Source organism: Thalassospira sp. NFXS8, from assembly GCF_040148805.1.
Lineage (GTDB): Bacteria > Pseudomonadota > Alphaproteobacteria > Rhodospirillales > Thalassospiraceae > Thalassospira.
This window is the reverse complement of the sequence record NZ_JAGEMF010000002.1, coordinates 1,062,014-1,080,543: the sequence shown is the minus strand read 5'-3', so window position 1 is coordinate 1,080,543 and position 18,530 is coordinate 1,062,014. Positions and strand designations below refer to the sequence as shown.

Genomic DNA, 18,530 nt, shown 5'->3' with positions numbered 1-18,530 from the left:
TCATCAGCAGACACGACCACCAGGATGGCGTCTTATTTATCGGCCCGAAGCAAAAGCCCCCTGTCACGGGCGATTTGGCCCAGCGCCCCTTCAAGGGCATCAACCGCCGCCTGGGCGGCAAGAGATGCAATACTGCCCCAGCGATGGTCAAGTTTGCCATGTGGTACGGCATTATCCTGCGTCATCTGGCCCAGTTCATGGCCACTATCATCTAACAACACCCAGTCGATGGTCACGCGGTCCAGTTCGGGGGGGCTGTTTCCTTTTTTCACCGGCTGCACATTAATCGACGCCGACAGCACAATGCTTTCCGGGTCGATATCAGTGCTGATCGCAATTCCCTTGGCCTGCAAAAAGGCCCGGGCAGACCGTTGCAGGGCTTCATTGCCATCACCCGGCGCCCCGGCAAAATCAACAAGGGCCACCTTTAACGGCTTGGCCATCACCATCGATGTGCGGTCACCGCTGATTTTACCGACAACCCATTTGGCAGGGGCGGTTACCAGTTGGTCAAATTCCTGCTCCGCCGGGCTTTCCTTTATCCCTTCCGGTGTCAGGGCACTTAGTTTGCGGGCAATATCGGGCGGCACATTCATGGTACCGTCTTCGGGTGACTTTGGCGCATCGGCAAACCAGCTTTGCGCTGTGATCTGGCCGTTATTGGCGGTCGAATCAATTGCCAGCCCCTGATTGTTATACAAAACCCAGGTTACATCCACATGTGCAAACCGGGCATCATCAAGACGGGCAATAACATTGGGATGTAAAACATAAGTCCCTTCTGACGGGTCTTCCGAATAGGCGGCAATATCGCTGGCGCGCAAGGCACGAACCATTGCCCGGGCCAGATGCCGTGCCGCCCCGTCGGGCAAATCATTTGCAACATCAACCTTGATCGTTGCAGCATCGGGCACATCGATCAATTGCGGGTCGCCCTCGCGCCCGGCACCTTCAAACGGACGCGGTAATTTGCCACAGGCAGCAAGGGCAAAAACCAGCACCATCACAGTTACGAAACGCACGGTCATCAACTTACACATGGGTCACATTATCGCGACACAGCCAATCATCGAGGCAACGATGATAAAGGCAAACAACATGATCATATGGGGCACGCGCAGAAACCTCCTGCAATCGAGGGTGGGCAGTTCAGGATAAAGCCCGGGTTAACATGATCGCCGAAAGCTGGCGGCCGTAATCGGGCTCACCGCGCAATGTCGTGCGGCGGTAACTGTAAAACAGGTCTTCTTCGGCCAGTGTATCACGCGCCAGCAACTCAACCGTCGCAATCCCTGTATCCAGCGTTCGGCGATAAACATATTGCGGCAAATCGAACATATAGTGCCCGGCGCGAACAGATGGATCAAACAGATCGGCATCCCCGCGCGGCCCTGTTAGAATTTTATCGCGAAAGCCGCTATCGACCTCGTAGGAAGCGCGCCCGATACAGGGGCCAATGGCGGCGATAATATTGTCGCGTGTTGCCCCCAGTTTTTCCATTGCGCAAACGGTGCTTTCGGAAATACCGGCAAACGACCCACGCCAGCCCGAATGGGCAGCACCAATAACGCCTTTAACCGGGTCGCAAAACAAAACCGGCGTGCAATCGGCTGTCAAAATACCCAGCATCACATTTGCACGGTCTGTTACCATGGCATCGGCACGCGGGGTTTCCGCGCGCGACAGGGGCCGGTCAAGATGGGCCACATCAACACCATGCACCTGATAAACCGTTGTCAGCCTGTCCGCCGTGGTGCCAAATGCGGCCGCGGCACGGTTGCGGTTTTCAGCAACAATGTCATGGTCATCATCAGACCCGAAACCCACATTCAACCCGGCGTGAATACCATTGCTGGCACCGCCCTTACGGGTAAAGAAACCGTGCTTTAACCCGCTCACCGTCCCAAGGCTTTCAGTTTCCAGAAATGAAACACCGTTATCGGCCCCGGCACGTTTCGTATTCTCAGCCACCATCATCCTCCGCCCGGCTCTTTCCGGTTACAAACAGGCAATATCAACGATCAACCTTCAACACCACTCACACAAGGGGGTGGTGCCGTTTCCCGACCATAGGCGATCAACACTTTAAAAAGTGTTCCCATCTGGTCCGCATCAACCAGGCGCTTTAAGGCGGCATCAATGGCAATCGCCTGATCGGGTGTTGCAGACTGTTTTAAAAGTTCTGCCCGTGCGTCGATGCCCAGCATTTTTAAAAAGGTACCCTGCCCCAACACCGCCCCCGTGCGCGCATCAGCCTGCTCGAATGTGCGTGACAATGCACCAAAATCGACATGCGTGGTTAAATCAGCGTCGCCGGGATTGGACAGAACCGGGTGAAATTTGTGCTGGCGTAACGCCTGCAAGGTATCGCCAAAGCCGCTATGGGCGTGCCCGTAATCGATCATAAGGGCCGCCCCGCCATCGCGATTAATGCGCTTTGCAACCTGATCAGCAATCGAAATGGCCAGTGAGGATGTTTCAAAAACATCATTTATCTTGGCCGTGCCACGCAAGATAACCGGCACCAGCGCATCCGTCATCGGGGCCAGCCCGCCGCTAACAAAGCATAATTCATCGGTTTCGCTGGCAATGGCCACCAGCCGTTCACGCCAGCCATCCTTGCCAAACTGAAACTGACGCACCGGCAAGGCATCAAAAAATTCGTTGGCAATGACGATCATAGGGGCATTTTGCGTATCGGGAATATCGTCAAAATTATCGTGCCAGACAGCCGGAATACCATATTCCATAATCGCGGTTTGCTGACGGCTGCGCAAAACCGGGCTGGTTTCGACAAACCGCACAGTCACGGCATCGGCAAAGCCGGGCACATTGCGCACGGCACGCAAGGCATCCGCCATCAGGGTGCCGCGCCCCGGCCCCATTTCCACCAGATGCACCCGCGACGGACTGCCCATTTGTTGCCAGGTAACGGCGGCCCACAGGCCTATCAGTTCGCCAAACATCTGGCTAATCTCGGGGGCGGTCACGAAATCACCGGCCTGACCAAACGGGTCCTGCTTGCGATAATATCCCCATTGCGGATGGGCCAATGCCTCGGCCATGTAATCGGCCACGGTTATCGGCCCGGAAATGGCAATCCGGCGTTTCAAATGGTCCAGAAGCGGGCTGGAAGCTTTGTCTTTGTCGGTCATAATATCAGGATTTTGCCGTTTTGGTTTTGGTGTCGTCTTCGGGCTTTGTGCCAACCAGTGCCGGGCGGCTAAGGCCATAAATGGCAACCCCTGCCCCGACCAGAACCATCGGCACCGACAAAAGCTGCCCCATTGTCGCACCAAACATCAGATACCCAAGTTGCTGATCGGGCTGGCGGAAAAATTCGACGATGATGCGGCAAATGCCGTAACCAGCCAGGAACGTTCCCCCCACAACACCAGGGTGGGATCGCATTTTTTCGCTGCGGGCCAGGGCAAACAAAATACAAAAAAGCGCGATGCCTTCCAGCCCGGCTTCGTAAAGCTGGCTGGGATGGCGCGGTTCCGGCCCGCCCCGCGGAAACACCATGCCCCAGGGCACATCAGTGGTGCGACCGAACAGTTCACCATTAATGAAATTGGCGATACGACCAAAAAACAGGCCAATGGGTGCCGCGGCTGCCACGGCATCAACCACGCCCAAAAACGAAATGCCGCGCAATCTGGCAAAACAGAAAACTGCGATGATTACGCCCAGCATACCACCATGGAATGACATACCGCCTTCCCACACCTTAAGGATATGCGACGGATTGGCGAGATAAAAATCCAGGTTATAAAACAGGACATACCCTGTCCGCCCCCCCAGAATGACCCCCAGGGTTGCCCAGAACAACAGATCATCGACCTGGTTTCGCGTCATCACATAGGGCGGCTTGTTGATATAAGCCAGGGTATAACGCCAGCCGATAATCAGCCCGGCAATATAGGCCAGGGCATACCAGCGGATTGCCAGCGGGCCAATGGCAATGGCGATGGGATCGATTGCCGGAAAGGCAAGACTGAGCATCGAGGCGCACTCCGTTCGGATGGCAGGTTTGCGTTAACGCCCTGATCAATCAGCACAAGGCGGCAGGAACATGGCACTGTCACACCACCATGCCAGAAAATCCCCTGACCAGGCGTGACAGTATTTAAACTTATCGGGATTTAACGAAACGGGTCGTCCGTCGCAAGGAAGTCCTGCACATATTGACGCACCCCTTCTTCAAGCGGCGTCATCGGCGCATCATAACCACACGCCCGCAGCTTGGACATATCAGCCTGGGTAAAATACTGGTATTTATCGCGAATGGCTTCGGGGGTTGGCACAAATTTAATGTCGGGTTCCTTACCCATGGCAGCAAATACCGCCAGGGCCAAATCCTTGAAACTGCGTGCTTCACCCGTGCCAATGTTAAACAGATCGGAAACATCAGAATGGTCGTATAACCACATAATGATGTTCACCACATCCCCAACCCAGACAAAATCGCGCAGTTGCCCGCCATCTTCATAATCGGGATGATGCGATTGAAACAGGGTTGCCTGTTCACCGGCCGCCAGTTTGTCATGCATTTGCGACACAACAGATCGCATCCCGCCCTTGTGATATTCATTCGGGCCATAAACATTGAAAAACTTCAGCCCGGCCCATTGTTTGGGACGAAAGCCATTTTGATCGAGAATGCGACGAAACCGGCGGTCCGTTGCATGTTTGGACCAGCCATAGGCATTTAACGGCTGTAATTTTGCCAGTTCGCCCTGTTCAAACACATCGGCAAAGCCCTGTTTGCCATCGCCATAGGTGGCGGCAGAAGATGCATAAATCAAACGTGCGCTATGGCGCGAACACCATTCCCACAAAAACGTGGTCAGTTTAAAATTATTGGCAACGATCTTGTCGGCATCACGCTCTGTCGTGGCAGAAATAGCCCCCATATGAAATATCGTATCAATGTCATTGGGGTGCGCTTCGAGGAATGCAGGCAATTCATCGGGGTGGATAATATCGCGCAATTCGCGTTTGGCGATATTGCGCCATTTAATGCCGTCGCGCAGGCGATCGACCACCACAATATCGGTTTCACCGCGCTCTTGCAGGGCTGCAACAATATTGGACCCGATAAACCCGGCCCCGCCTGTAACGATAAGCATCGTGTTCTCCTGCTTTTGCTGCGCCCCGCTGGTGAACGCCTTGCGCATGCTATAAACTGTTTTTCCGGTTGCTTTTATAGGCATGCCCGCGCAACAGGGCAAGGTAACTGCACATCACAAAACAGCTATGTGATACAATATGTCTTCGTTGCTTGCCCCAACCGGGCATCGCACCATATTATGGTAAATCAGATTAAAACCGATTTACCAGCCGGAGCCCGAAATGCAGATCAACAATCGCCTTCTTGATGACCTTACCCGTGTAACCAACAGTGCCCTGGGCACCATGACCGGGGTTAAGGGCGAGGTTGATGCACTTGTGCGCCAGCAATTTGAAAAAATCCTGATCAATATGGACCTGGTCACGCGCGAGGAATTTGACGTGGTGCGCGATATTGCCACCAAAGCCACCCAGCGCGCCGACGCCCTTGAGGCACAGGTTACCACCCTTGAAGACCGGCTGGCCAAACTGGAAGCTGCCAGCAAACCGGCGGCAAAAACCACGACCAAGGCCGCAAGCAGCAAACCGGCAAGCAAATAAGATAAACCAAACGCGCAAACCTGCCCTACGCGCGGGGACGGGCCAGGAAAAGATACGCCACACACCCAAAAGACCCTGTCGCCTTGGGACGTTAACCGCACCGCCGGGCAATTCAACTAGCGGGTCTGTTCGTGCCGGGTGACAAATGCCGTTCAGCCCTGTATCCACAGTGGTTGCAAGCGAACGGCGAGCGCCCTATAGTGCGCGCCCTTTGGCGATACAAACTAGATTGAATTTATATGAACGACCTTATGCAGGATAACGGCGAAATCGACGACGACAACCCGCTGTTGCTTGTCGAGGATATTGCCCAGACCAACCAGTGGAACCTGGAACGGCGCAGCGCAGACGAAATCGTTGTCGAAATTCCCGGTCACTGGTGTACGTATCTTGTGTATTTCACGTGGCGCGACGATGCCGAAGCATTGCACATTGCCTGCTGTTTCGATCTGTTTGTGCCCGACCCGATTCGCCCGCGCATCTACGAGTTGCTGGCCAAATGTAATGAGCAATTGTGGATTGGTCATTTCGGATTATGGCTGGACGAAAACATGCCGCTGTTTCGCCACACCCTGTTATTTGGTGGCGATGTGCCCCCGGCAACCGAGCAGTTTGAAGAACTGATCGAAATCGCAATTTCCGAATGCGAACGCTTTTTTCCGGCCTTCAACTTTGTTCTTGGCGAAGGCAAAAGCCCCGATGAAGCCCTTGCCAGTTCAATGCTGGAACCTGTCGGCCAGGCATAAGGCTTTCTGTTTTCTTCAAAAAACGCCTTTTTAATCACCTCGCCCCCGGCGGGGTGTTTTGCTTTTGCTATATATTGGGGCCATGCCCTTTCATCCGCTTGTGGCAAAATCTTCATTTTTTCGAGATTAGACCCATCAGATAAAATGAACGCCAATCTCGATGCCTGCAGGATTTTCTCCATTGCCTCGCGCTAAATTCAACCAATTATCGCGCCAAATGTTTTTGGGCGACACCATGACGGGGCTTTGCATCATAACCTTGCAAACCCGGCGACTTGACCCACCTTCATAACAACGCTACGGCTTTTGGCTGGCCCGTTCACCGGGCATTCGTCCAATTTGCGCCAGACAGGCGACATCGTAACGGAGCAAGACAAGACATGAAAACACGGTTGTTGCTGGTAGGCTGCGGAAAAATGGGTGGCGCCATGCTCGAAGGCTGGCTGGCACGCGGCCTGAACGCCGACAATGTATATGTGATCGAACAGGCCGAGACCGCCGAAAACCTGGAAACCCGCCTGGGTGTTCACGGCATCACCGACCTTGCCGACATGCCCGACAGTTTTATCCCCCAGGTGGTTTTACTGGCCGTAAAGCCACAGGTCTTGCCCGACATTATTGACCTTTACAAACCACTGGTGCGCGCGGAAACGGTGTTTCTTTCGGTTGCAGCGGGCCGCACGACCGCGTTTTTCACCGAACACCTGGGCGAAACCGCCCGCATTGTGCGCGCCATGCCCAATACGCCCGCCTCTGTTTCACGCGGCATGACCGTGATGTTCCCCACCGACTACGTCAGTGCTGCCCAGCGCGACATGTGCGAAGTTTTATTGCAGGCTGTTGGTGAAGTATCCTGGATTAACGATGAAAACCTGATGGATGCGGTTACCGCCGTTTCCGGCAGCGGCCCGGCCTATGTTTTCCACATGGTTGAAGCCCTGGCACAGGCAGGCGTCACCGCCGGGCTTCCCGCTGAACAGGCCATGCTTCTGGCGCGGCAAACAGTTGTCGGCGCGGGATTTTTGCTTGATAGCAGCCCTGACACCGCCGAAACCCTGCGTAAAAACGTCACCAGCCCCGGTGGCACCACCGCAGCCGCCCTTGATGTATTGATGAACCCGGAAGACGGAATGCCCGCCCTGTTTGCCCGCGCCGTCGAGGCCGCCCGCAAACGGTCGGTCGAACTGGCGGGGTAACGCATTCATGTGCCGGGCACGCCGCATCACGCGACGGCCCGGCATATTTCAATGTATAAATTCGGGCTTGCAGCCCAACACGCCAGGGGCCCAACACACTGCCCCGAAGCTGCTTTCTTTTTCTGATACCGGTTTCCCTGCCCGGCCTATCGCAACAACAGGAGCCTTCGATGCCCGCAAAAAAAGATCCGAAAACGACCGTGATCACTGCAGCGCTTGCCCTTGCTGCCGAAAAAAGCTGGCATCAGGTAACTCTGATCGACATAGCCACCCGGGCGGACATGTCGTTGCATGACCTCTATCAGCATTTCAAAAATCGCAGCGATATCCTGCGCAGTTTTACCCGCCAGATTGATCAGCAGGTATTGGCCGACCTTGATACCGCCGATTTTGACCAACCCCGACACGACCGCCTGATAGACGTCATCATGGCCCGGTTTGATGCCCTGGCCCCGCACAAGCCGGCACTGAAATCCATTTTACGGTCCGGCGGTGATTTGGGCCCGGCCGATAGCGCACGTGCAGCAAAAAGCATTTTTTCCTCAATGCGCTGGATGCTGGACGCAGCCGGCTTTGAAACCGGGGGCGTGCATGGCAGCTTGCGCGTGGCGGGTATGACGGCAATCTACGCCCGCTGTTTTCGCCAGTGGCTAACCGACGATACCCCCGATTATGGGCCAACAATGGCAATTCTTGACCGTAGCCTTATTCAGGCAGGGGGGTGGGACCAGCACCTGGGCAAGGGGCTTAACCGCCTTGCACGACTGGGAAACCGGGCCTTTCAATGCTGCCCCAAAACGGCCACAGATAGTACCGATGATGAAACTGATGGTGGTTCTGCCACCGCCACCCCAACGTCCCGGCCCGTTTCTGGCACCGGGGCTTCATCATCACCGGCCTGAATTTAACCATCCTGGTATCTGCATACGCCTTCTTTGGCAAAATGCGTCTTGCATCCTGTGGTTACAGCCTGACATAAAAATATAACCCAAGATTTTTTGTGCAGTGCAAAATAACCCTTGACCCGGACGCAGCATTCAGGCACATTGCAGTTGAAATTGTGCGGCGCACAATAGCGCCTCATTAGATACCCGTCGCATTGAAAAATGGAGTGCCACTCAATGACCGCCGCAAAAAAAGCTACCAACCCGTTCTTCGACGTTGATTTCACCAAATTCGCCACCGACTTTAAAATGCCGGGCGTTGATATCAACGAAATGATGGCTTTTCAGCGCAAGAATATGGAAGCCCTGACCAAAGCAAACAAGATTGCTTTTGATGGCTTTCAGGCTGTTGCGCAGCGCCAGAGCGAAATCTTCAAGACCATGATGGAAAAAGCAACCACTCAGGGCAAAGATTTCTCGACCACTTCGGGCGAAACCCCGATGGCTGCTGCTGCCAAACAGACCGCTGCTGCGAAAACCGCTTATGAAGACGCGCTGGCAAATGCCAAGGAACTTTCAGGTATTGTAAGCAAATCCCAGGAAGAAGCTCTTGGTCTGCTGCAGACTCGCTTCACCGAGTCGCTTGACGAATTGAAAGTTGCGATCGAAAAAACCGAAACCGCAGCTAAATAAGTTTCTGATAACTTCCCGTTATCAAACTTCCGGCAGGGCCTTCTTGGCCCTGCCGTTTTTCTTTGCGCCCCCCTAAAAAACTGACCTTCACAAATTGCCGGGGCACGTCATTGCCTGCAGCATTCCTTGTGCATCAAACTTGCCGCACTTATCCGTTGTGCGGCCATCGTCAAAACCAGCCCCATTCCGGCGTACATTATTTTGCCCAAACTCCTGTTTTAAGCTCGGCAGCCGTCTCCGCTTTGCGCGGTGCTTGGGATCACGCTATTTTGCCAGCACAGTAAATGGAGGTCCGTATGAGCGAAATCAGTTTTGATGATTTTTTGAAAGTTGATATTCGGGTTGGTACTGTCATCGATGCCCAGCCTTTTCCCGAAGCCCGCCGCCCGGCCCTTAAATTGTGGGTCGATTTTGGCGACACAATCGGGATTAAGAAAACATCAGCCCAAATCACCAAATATTACACGCCGGAAAAACTGATCGGTATCCAGGTGGCCGGGGTCGTCAACTTCCCACCCCGTCAAATTGGTCCATTCATGTCGGAATTTTTATGCCTGGGTTTTGCCGATGGCACCGAAGATAACGGCATTGTTCTTATTCGTCCGGACCAGAACGTCCCCAATGGGGAACGTTTGCTATAAGGCAGGCCCGTTTTCTTCTGGCAAAAGAACCGAAAAACAAAACGGGCCGGTGACATTGCTGTCACCGGCCCGTTCTTTTTTTGTTGAAACCTAGCGCGCCAGAACCAGTGCGGCTTCCCGGGTGCGACCGACAGATCCGGAAACCAGGTTGGACCCGCCCTTGATCTGGTTGATGGTTGCGGCAAAGCTTTCAACCGATACCGCCATCGATTGCATATTGACGGAAACCTCGCCGGTCACGGCACTCTGTTCTTCCACCGCCGAGGAAATGCTGGTGACGTTGTTCACGACACCTTCCACTTCATTGCGGATCTCGCCCAGCACATTGGCAACTTCCTTGGCAATTTCCTGCACCCCGCCAATATCGGCCGAAATCTGCTCTGTCGCACGGGCGGCCTGTTTGGCAAGGTTTTTGACCTCGTTTGCCACCACCGCAAACCCTTTCCCAGCCTCACCGGCACGTGCCGATTCGATGGTTGCGTTCAGCGCCAGAAGGTTGATCTGGCTGGCAATATTCTGGATCACCTCGACGATATTGCCCATCGAGGAAACGACCTCATCCATGCGTTCGGTCGATGCACCTGCCCGGACCGTTTTATCAAACATCTGGTCGGTAGAGATGCGCGCCGACGACATGCTGCGCGAAATTTCGGTAATCGATGCCAGCAATTCTTCCGCACTGGCAGCAACCGCCTGCACATTGGCCGATGTTTCCTCGGATGTGCGATAAGCATGGTTTGCCTGATCATCGAGATCATGCAGATTGTGGTCAATCTCGGCAAAGTTGACATCAATCATCTCTTTGAGATCATCAAGCAACTCGAGTTGCTCGGTAATGTCGGTTGCGTATTTGACAACCTTGTAAGGATTGCCATCCGGATCAAAAATCGGATTGTACGATGCCTGGATCCAGACGACCCGCCCGCCTTTTGCGATACGCTTGAACTGTTGGGCAACAAAATTGCCCCGGCCCAGTTCACGCCAGAATTCCTGGTAATCAGCGGTTCGGGCATAATCGGCATCCACAAACATCCGGTGATTTTGCCCTTTGATTTCCGCAAGCGAATAGCCCATCACCGACAGGAAGTTTTCATTGGCATCAAGAATATTGCCCTTCAGGTCAAATTCGATCACGGCCTGGCTGCGCCAGATGGCGTTGACCCGACCATCCTGCTCGGCGGATCGTGCCCGACGCGCCGTAATGTCGCTGGCAAATTTGACGATTTTCACCACCTTGCCATTCCGGTCAAGAACCGGGTTATACGATGCCTCAATCCAAACACGACGCCCGTCTTTGGTCTGGCGGGGAAACGCCGCCTGCTGAAATTCACCGCGCGCCAGGTCAGCCCAGAATTTTTTGTAGTCCGGCGACTGGACAATTTTGTTTTCCACAAACATCGAATGATGTTTGCCGCGAATTTCTTCAAGGCGGTAGCCCATCAGGCTCAAAAAGTTATCATTCGCCCGAAGAACATGCCCTTCGGTGTCAAACTCGATCACCGCCAGCGATTTGTCCAGCGCCTGAAGTGTTGCCGCAGCCAGACCGTTGTTATCCGACGAGAAGAAATTAAAGTAAGACATGATGATCCAATCAATTATCTTGCCAGACTTTCGAACCTGTTTCGCATCTGGCGATTACGCCTGAAAACAGACTAATACGTTCGTATATTACACCATACCCCCATATAGGGATAAGAAATAAAAACAGGCATCAAAAATTGCGCGTGAAATAATATTTATATTTCAAATACTTATACAAAATCACTCATGTCCTGCTCGCCGAAACCCTTACAATAGAAAAAGGGCATCGCCCCAAAACGATGCCCTTTTATGCTTTTTCGACAGGAGTCAGATTTACTGCGTTATTTCTCGACAAAAGCCTTTTCAATAACAAAATGACCCGGCTCGTTCATATTGCCTTCCTTCCCGCCCCACTCAAGCAGCATCGCACGGGTATCGGCAATCATTTCGGGATTACCGCACAGCATGAAACGGTCATTTTCCAGGGTCGGTTTTTCCATCCCCAGGTCTTCATAAATCTTGCCCGATGCCATCAGTTCGGTAATCCGGCCCTGATGGGTAAATTCTTCGCGGGTTACCGTCGGGTAATACAACAGCTTTTGCTGCACTTCCTCGCCGAAAAACTCGTTATGGGGCAATTCATTATGAATGAATTCCTGATAGGCCAGTTCGCGCACTTCACGGCAGCCATGAACAAGAATAACTTTTTCATAACGTTCATAGGTTTCATAATCGCGAATGACGCTCATGAACGGGGCAAGTCCGGTCCCGGTTGAAAGCAGCCACAGGTTTTTGCCCGGCAACAAATTGTCATGGATCAGCGTCCCGGTTGGCTTGCGCCCGACCAGAATTTTGTCCCCAACCTTGATATGTTGCAAACGCGAGGTCAAAGGACCGTTCGGAACCTTGATCGAAAAGAATTCCAGCTCTTCATCATAATTGGCACTGACCATCGAATAGGCGCGCAACAGCGGCTTGCCTTCGACTTCGAGTCCAATCATGGCGAACTGACCATTCAGAAACCGGAAGCCCGGATCCCGCGTGGTTTTAAATGTGAACAGGGTGTCCGTCCAGTGATGGACGTAAGTGACGGTTTCTTCGTTAAAATTGCTAGCCATAGTGCTGGATCAATCCGTTTCGACAGAAGCTTTCAATCAGACCGTGGCGGGAAAGAAATTCACGGTTCCCGGCACAGTATGGATGCCAAGTTGCGGCGATTTAACATCAATCTGCCGTATATCGCAAGAAAACATTCAAGTTCTGTGTATTTTTATCAAATTCAACTTTGATCTATATCAAATTTGTGTAAAATATTGTCTGACAATATTGTTATCGATATTAACCAAAACTGCACTGCAATATGTAACCCACCCCGCCCAAAGGCAAGCCAAACACCGCTTTGGGGACCAGCAAAACCGGAAAAACACCCATGCCCGTGCAGAACAACGCCCCTGCGGTACAACAAGTATGCCATGCCATTACCCGGGCCGTTCGGGACGGGCGACTGGCCCCCGGACAACGCCTGACCGAGGCCGAATTTACCCAAAAGCTGTCTGTAAGTCGCCCCACCGTACGCGAGGCCTTTCGCCAGTTATGCAGTAACGGATTGCTTCTGTCCGAACCCCATCGTGGTGTGAGTGTACGGCAACTGACCCGGCGTGAACTTAATGATCTGTTCGTTATTCGCGCCACGCTGGAGGCACTAGCAGTGCGTCTGGCCGCCCCTGCCCTGCAATCGACCCCGGCAGAGCTGATCCGCATTCAGGACGCCCTGGACCAGGCACAGCGCAACGCCGACCTTACAGAGATGTCGCGTCATAATCTTGCATTCCACCAGCTATTTGCTGAAACCAGCGGCAACACCCTGTTGCAATCGCTGCTGCATCGTCTGACCAATTCCGTATACTGGTTGCAATTTCGGGTGCTGGTTGCCGATGACAAAGTATTGCACAGCAATAGCCAGCATCAGGAAATTACCGCCGCGATCCTTGCGGGGAACGCCAAAACAGCAGCGGACATCATGGCAGCCCATATCGACCAGACCCGCCTTTTGGTTCAATCGCTCGACGATTTCTATTTCGCCCCGCCGTTATAAGGCCCCAGCCCGACCAACACCTGCTGCCCCGATATTCACAGACGATAGCAGTTCCTGAAACAGCAGCAATTAGCAGAGGGAGCCAAAGCCTGTGCGCCAGCCCGGCAAACCCTTGCCGGACGCCAACAGTGTTATACCGGCCATAGTGCCATTTATGCGCCACCTGATGATTTCGCCATCGCGATAACAATTGCCAGAATAACCAGTTCAACAGAACTAATTGCATGTCGCAACAAACCCTGTAAAATTGTCTGACAAAATTAACTGACAATTTTACAGGGTTTGTTATGTCTGCGTCCGCACCGATCACTGCCTATCGCCCCATTCCCCTACGCGATTATCAGGAAAAACCTTTGGATCAGATGCGGGCCGATGCGCACGCCTTTTACGACGACATCCGCACCCGCCACACCATTCGCGAATTTTCCGATCGGCCAGTACCGCGTGATATCATTGAAACCTGCCTGCGGGCAGCGGGTACGGCCCCCAGCGGGGCCAATCATCAGCCGTGGCATTTTTCGGTTATTGGCAATGCCGACATGAAACGTAAAATTCGCCACGCCGCCGAAGAAGAAGAACGGGCCTTTTATGCCGGGCGCGCCGGGGACGAATGGATACAGGCGCTGGCCCCCTTGGGCACGGATGACAGCAAACCGTTTCTGGAAGTTGCCCCGTGGCTGATTTGCATTTTTGGTGAACGCAAAAGCAAATCAGCCGATGGCGAAATACGTAAGAACTATTACGTTCCCGAATCCGTCTCCATCGCGACCGGCTTTCTGATCGCCGCCCTGCATCGCGCCGGTCTTGCCACCCTGACCCACACCCCGAACCCGATGAGCTTCCTAAGCGAGATTTGCGGTCGCCCGGCACATGATAAACCCTATATCCTGCTGGTCACCGGGTACCCGGCGGCGAATGCCACAATTCCCGAACATGCCACATTCAAACGGGATCTGGACGATATTGCGACATTCTTTTGATGCTGCAAAAACTCGTTTCAAACTGCACCGGCCAAAACCGGCCCGCAAAACACCGGATGGATGGGCGGACGGGCATTTTTAAAGCCCGTGATTTGCCCAATAAGCCGTTCGCATAGAACTGAAGATATCAAGCAGATTTCAATAAAAAGGCACGATCCGCTAACGGATCGTGCCTTCTATATTCTGCTTGATACCTATGGGGGATCAACAAAACCAACCCAAAAGCTGCAAGGCCCATTATCAATTACCGTAATTGATGGCCAATTGGCAGCACAAGGCGCACACGCAAACCCCCGCCCGGTGCATCTTCCAGCAAAACTTCGCCGCCATGCCCACGGGCAGAGTCGCGTGCAATGGTCATGCCCAGGCCAACACCGCCAGTCGCCTGATTACGCGATTCCTCAAGCCGGAAAAACGGTTTGAAAACGTCTTCCCGTTTATCGGCCGGAATACCGGGGCCATCATCGTCAAAGATAATTTCAAAGTCATTGCCACGCCGCCCCGCCCGGATCGACAGGTTGGCGGCATATCGCCCGGCATTGCCAATAATATTGGCAACACAGCGGCGAACAGACTGGCGGCGCAGTTCCATCATCTGGTTATCTTCGATATGCAAATCTATCTGCTGGCCATCCCGCAGGGCCTCGCCCACAAGGTCGGTCAGTAATTTGCCAATATCGGTTTCAACGGCCTGCTCACCTTCCTCGCCGCGGGCAAATGCCAGATAGGCATCGACCATGCGCTCCATATCGAGCACGTCCTGCTTAAGCGCATCTACCCCCGGCGACATGCCCTGCATCGCCAGTTCCAGCTTCATGCGCGTTAAGGGCGTGCGCAAATCGTGCGAGACCCCGGCCAACAGGGCCGTTCGTTGTGATAAATGACGATGGATACGATCGCGCATCGATATAAAGGATGCTGCGGCAAGCCGCACCTCAGACGCCCCTTCAGGTTTGAACTCGTCGACATTTACACCACGCCCGAACTGGTCGGCCGCCTTGGCAAGGCGGCGGATCGGGCGCACCTGATTGCGCATAAACAACACCGCCACCCCATATAAAATCAGGGCTGTGCCCGCGATCCACATAAAGAAAATATATGTGGTCGAGGTATAAAGGCGCTTGCGCGGGGCCACAATTGATAACACCCCGTCACGCAATTGCACCCGAATTTCAAGTAAACGGTCATCTATTTCCAGATCAAAATAGAAAGGCCGGTCAAGGCGTTCCTTAAGGGCGGTAAACAATTCTTCCGATACCAGGCCATAAGGCGGTTCGGTGATTTGTTTTTCCAAAATGGCGTCGGGTTCAAAAACCACATCAAGCTGCATGCGGCGGCGCACATTGTCGACCAATGCGTCAAAATGCGCCTGATCCGGATATTGGCCGATATAATCGACCACATAGGCAACATCCCCCGCCAAACCCCGGCTAAGCTGACGTGCAATAGTATCCCAGTGCCGTTCAAAGAAAATCAGCACCGTAACGATCTGCAACAAAAGCATTGGCGTCATCAGGATCAGCAAGGACCGGCCCAGCAAGCCTGTCGGCAGCAAAGATTTGATCCATCCGGAATAAGCGTTGCCCAAAACCGTCACCCTTTATCGATTTGATCGGTCATTAATCGCGTTCACTGCAATGCAGCAGTTCAATCTGTATAAAGGACATATCCCCGACCGCGTACTGTCTGCAAGTATCTTGGCTGTTTTGGGTCATCTTCAAGTTTGCGGCGCAACCGGGTTACCTGCACATCAATGCTGCGTGACGCCGCAGGATCGCCGCTGCCGTTGCCTCCGATCAAATCAAAAAGCTGTTCGCGGGTTGTGGTTTGCCCGGTGCGTCGCGCCAGTGCCATTAACAAATCCTGTTCAGCTGTCGTCAGATAAACATGTTCGTCATCGCGTTGCAAAACCATACGATCCATATCAAAACGGAAGTCGCCAAATGCCACCACCGATATTTCCTGTGCGGGCGATATATCGGTTTCAGGCTGCACACTATAGCGGCGCAAAATCGCCTCTATGCGCAAAACAAGCTCGCGCGGTTCAAACGGCTTTGCCAGATAATCATCGGCCCCGGCTTCCAGCCCTGCAATCCGGTCTTCGGTTTCGGACAGTGCGGTTAACATCATGATCGGCACTGTCATGCCCCGGTCACGCAACGATCTTGCCAGGTCAACACCGCGTTCGCCGGGCATCAAAACATCGATCACCAGCAAATCAAATTCCAGCCCCTCAAGCCGGGCCCGGGCTTCTTGCGCGTCCCGGGCAACGGTTACCATGAAACCGTTTTCACCCAGATAGCGCTTTAGCAAATCGCGCAACCTGTCATCGTCATCCACCACCAGAATATGCGGCGACCCGATTTCGTCCATTCACTTCACCTTGTCGTATCTGCCATATCAACAGTGCCATATCGATAGGTATGAACCAATGCCACCCCATGCCCGATACGCAACAATATACCCTTGAAACCGGCACCGGCAAAACATCCGGCACAGCGGGCCAAACCCGCCGCTGGCAAAAAAGAAAGCCTAACCCTGACGCCGTCGCAACCCGTTTGGCAAAAATTCATCGTCAAAGCGCGCGCGGTCACTGGCACCGAGCATTCCCAGCATCACCTTGCGGAACCCTTCGACTGCTTCTGCCCCGGCTTCGCGATAGGCATTGGCAATCAGGGTGCGCTGATTTTCCGATAGCTTGCGTTCAAGTTCCTCGCCTTTTTCCGTCACGGTCAAAAGGCGCTGGCGACGATCCTGCACACCGGTTTTCTGCTCGATAAAACCTTCGCGTACCAATTGGCTTAGCACGCGTGACAGCGATTGTTTGGTGATTTGCAAAATCGCCAGAAGATCGCTGACATTGATGCCGGGATTGCGGCTGACGAAATGAATAACCCGATGATGGGCGCGCCCGAAATTATATTGCTCCAATAGCAAATCGGCTTCGGCCGTGAAATCACGATAGGCATAAAACAACAGTTCCATGCCCTGACGAAGCTCTTCCTCGCGGAGGAAAAGCGGATTGACCTTGCGTGTCGAGATATCTGCCATGCTGTTCCGTTATGTCAGTTATATTGACATATTAATCTATGAATGTTACTTCGGCTACATGTTTAGGGACATAAAGTTACGTTCAAGCGACCCTTTTAAATGGAATTTGGCAAATGACGACTCCCACCTTTGATAACCGCGACGGTTTTATCTGGTTTAACGGCGAACTCAAACCCTGGCGTGACAGCACCCTGCACGTCCTGAGCCATGCGCTGCATTATGCCAGTGCTGTGTTTGAAGGGGAACGTGCTTATAACGGTAAAGTTTTCAAACTGGCCGAGCATGGCGAACGCCTGATCAAATCGGGCAAAATCCTTGATATGACCATTCCCTACAGTTCAACCGAACTTGACGCAGCCGTGATGGAAACGCTCAAAGCCAACAACATTGTTGATGGTTATGTGCGCCGCATTGCATGGCGCGGTAGCGAAATGATGGGTGTTGCTGCCCAAACCACCAAAATCAATGTTGCCATCGCCACCTGGCAGTGGCCCAGCTATTTCAAACCCGAAGAACGCCTGAAAGGCATTCGTCTGGACCTGTCAAAATGGGCACGCCCGGCACCGAACACCGCGCCGATCAATGCCAAGGCCGCCGGCCTTTACATGATTTGCACCCTGTCCAAACATGAAGCCGAGCGCAAGGGCTATGCCGATGCCATGCTGCTTGATTATCGCGGTCATGTTGCCGAAGCCACCGGTGCCAATGTGTTTTTTGTCAAAGAAGGCAAACTCCACACCCCCACCCCGGATTGCTTCCTGAACGGTATTACCCGCCGTACCGTGATCGATCTGGCCAAGGCCCATGGCATCGACGTCATTGAACGTACCATTCTGCCAGAAGAAATGGCGGAATTTGAAGAATGCTTTTTGACCGGCACCGCCGCCGAAGTCACCCCGGTTTCCGAAATCGGCCAGTATAAGTTCACACCTGGCCAGATTTCCAAAACCCTGATGGAAGACTATATGGCGCTGGTGACCGGGCAAAAAGAAGCCGTCGCCGCCGAATAATTCTGCCAAATTCCATTCGGCCAAAGCCCGACGCTTACAC

General features: G+C 53.4%; 19 protein-coding genes. 9 read left to right on the top strand and 10 right to left on the bottom strand.

Annotated features, from left to right (window positions below):
- Positions 1 to 32: 32 nt before the first annotated feature.
- The 5 genes from J4E05_RS14070 to rfaD all read right to left on the bottom strand — a co-directional run bounded on the left by J4E05_RS14070 (position 33) and on the right by rfaD (position 5,132).
- A complete protein-coding gene (locus J4E05_RS14070; protein ID WP_349596632.1) occupies positions 33 to 1,028 on the bottom strand; it encodes a hypothetical protein in 996 nt (331 codons plus the stop codon).
- Positions 1,029 to 1,149: 121 nt separating this feature from the next.
- Positions 1,150 to 1,971: a peptidoglycan editing factor PgeF gene (gene pgeF, locus J4E05_RS14065; RefSeq protein ID WP_349596629.1), complete on the bottom strand. Its 822-nt coding sequence runs from the start codon at positions 1,969 to 1,971 to the stop codon at positions 1,150 to 1,152.
- 50 nt (positions 1,972 to 2,021) lie between these two features.
- Positions 2,022 to 3,155 carry a class I SAM-dependent methyltransferase gene (locus tag J4E05_RS14060; RefSeq protein WP_349596626.1) on the bottom strand — a complete coding sequence of 378 codons (1,134 nt, stop codon included), beginning with the start codon at positions 3,153 to 3,155 and terminating at the stop codon, positions 2,022 to 2,024.
- A gap of 4 nt (positions 3,156 to 3,159) precedes the next feature.
- Entirely contained in the window at positions 3,160 to 4,005 is an 846-nt protein-coding gene (gene lgt, locus J4E05_RS14055) for a prolipoprotein diacylglyceryl transferase (RefSeq protein ID WP_085588074.1), read from the bottom strand.
- Between the two features lie 140 nt (positions 4,006 to 4,145).
- The gene (gene rfaD / locus J4E05_RS14050) at positions 4,146 to 5,132 is read right to left on the bottom strand and encodes an ADP-glyceromanno-heptose 6-epimerase (protein WP_349596623.1); all 987 of its coding nucleotides are present in this window, start codon (positions 5,130 to 5,132) and stop codon (positions 4,146 to 4,148) included.
- A 223-nt stretch (positions 5,133 to 5,355) separates the two neighbouring features.
- Between rfaD and J4E05_RS14045 the strand changes: the two genes are divergently transcribed.
- From J4E05_RS14045 to J4E05_RS14020, 6 genes are all read left to right on the top strand, one after another.
- Complete coding sequence (locus J4E05_RS14045; RefSeq protein ID WP_085588076.1) at positions 5,356 to 5,673, top strand: accessory factor UbiK family protein; 318 nt, start codon at positions 5,356 to 5,358, stop codon at positions 5,671 to 5,673.
- Positions 5,674 to 5,912: 239 nt separating this feature from the next.
- Positions 5,913 to 6,419, top strand: coding sequence for a type III secretion system chaperone family protein (locus J4E05_RS14040; protein ID WP_246832830.1), 507 nt, complete (start codon positions 5,913 to 5,915; stop codon positions 6,417 to 6,419).
- Between the two features lie 380 nt (positions 6,420 to 6,799).
- Positions 6,800 to 7,615, top strand: a complete 816-nt coding sequence (gene proC / locus J4E05_RS14035) for a pyrroline-5-carboxylate reductase (protein ID WP_349596619.1) — start codon at positions 6,800 to 6,802, stop codon at positions 7,613 to 7,615.
- Positions 7,616 to 7,785: 170 nt separating this feature from the next.
- On the top strand, positions 7,786 to 8,517 hold the full coding sequence (locus J4E05_RS14030) for a TetR family transcriptional regulator (RefSeq protein ID WP_349596616.1): 732 nt from the start codon (positions 7,786 to 7,788) through the stop codon (positions 8,515 to 8,517).
- A 219-nt stretch (positions 8,518 to 8,736) separates the two neighbouring features.
- Positions 8,737 to 9,192, top strand: a complete 456-nt coding sequence (locus tag J4E05_RS14025) for a phasin family protein (RefSeq protein WP_085588082.1) — start codon at positions 8,737 to 8,739, stop codon at positions 9,190 to 9,192.
- A 296-nt stretch (positions 9,193 to 9,488) separates the two neighbouring features.
- Entirely contained in the window at positions 9,489 to 9,833 is a 345-nt protein-coding gene (locus tag J4E05_RS14020) for a tRNA-binding protein (protein ID WP_349596614.1), read from the top strand.
- 90 nt (positions 9,834 to 9,923) lie between these two features.
- Here the strand turns inward: J4E05_RS14020 and J4E05_RS14015 are convergent, their stop codons facing one another.
- Complete coding sequence (locus tag J4E05_RS14015; protein WP_349596612.1) at positions 9,924 to 11,414, bottom strand: methyl-accepting chemotaxis protein; 1,491 nt, start codon at positions 11,412 to 11,414, stop codon at positions 9,924 to 9,926.
- A 281-nt stretch (positions 11,415 to 11,695) separates the two neighbouring features.
- Positions 11,696 to 12,472 (bottom strand): ferredoxin--NADP reductase, encoded by a 777-nt coding sequence (locus J4E05_RS14010; RefSeq protein WP_085588087.1) that lies wholly within the window; start codon positions 12,470 to 12,472, stop codon positions 11,696 to 11,698.
- Between the two features lie 311 nt (positions 12,473 to 12,783).
- Here J4E05_RS14010 and J4E05_RS14005 point away from each other — a divergent pair, with 311 nt between their 5' ends.
- Together J4E05_RS14005 and J4E05_RS14000 are read left to right on the top strand one after the other, a co-directional pair.
- A complete protein-coding gene (locus tag J4E05_RS14005) occupies positions 12,784 to 13,449 on the top strand; it encodes a GntR family transcriptional regulator (RefSeq protein WP_349596608.1) in 666 nt (221 codons plus the stop codon).
- A gap of 287 nt (positions 13,450 to 13,736) precedes the next feature.
- A complete protein-coding gene (locus tag J4E05_RS14000) occupies positions 13,737 to 14,429 on the top strand; it encodes a nitroreductase family protein (protein WP_349596606.1) in 693 nt (230 codons plus the stop codon).
- Between the two features lie 244 nt (positions 14,430 to 14,673).
- On the opposite strand, the gene J4E05_RS13995 is transcribed toward J4E05_RS14000, so the two are convergent.
- From J4E05_RS13995 to J4E05_RS13985, 3 genes are all read right to left on the bottom strand, one after another.
- Positions 14,674 to 15,984 (bottom strand): ATP-binding protein, encoded by a 1,311-nt coding sequence (locus J4E05_RS13995; RefSeq protein ID WP_349596604.1) that lies wholly within the window; start codon positions 15,982 to 15,984, stop codon positions 14,674 to 14,676.
- Positions 15,985 to 16,076: 92 nt separating this feature from the next.
- Positions 16,077 to 16,802, bottom strand: coding sequence for a response regulator (locus J4E05_RS13990; RefSeq protein WP_349596602.1), 726 nt, complete (start codon positions 16,800 to 16,802; stop codon positions 16,077 to 16,079).
- Positions 16,803 to 16,961: 159 nt separating this feature from the next.
- Positions 16,962 to 17,480 (bottom strand): MarR family winged helix-turn-helix transcriptional regulator, encoded by a 519-nt coding sequence (locus J4E05_RS13985; protein WP_085588096.1) that lies wholly within the window; start codon positions 17,478 to 17,480, stop codon positions 16,962 to 16,964.
- 113 nt (positions 17,481 to 17,593) lie between these two features.
- Here J4E05_RS13985 and J4E05_RS13980 point away from each other — a divergent pair, with 113 nt between their 5' ends.
- A complete protein-coding gene (locus tag J4E05_RS13980) occupies positions 17,594 to 18,490 on the top strand; it encodes a branched-chain amino acid aminotransferase (RefSeq protein WP_349596598.1) in 897 nt (298 codons plus the stop codon).
- The last annotated feature ends 40 nt before the right edge of the window (positions 18,491 to 18,530 follow it).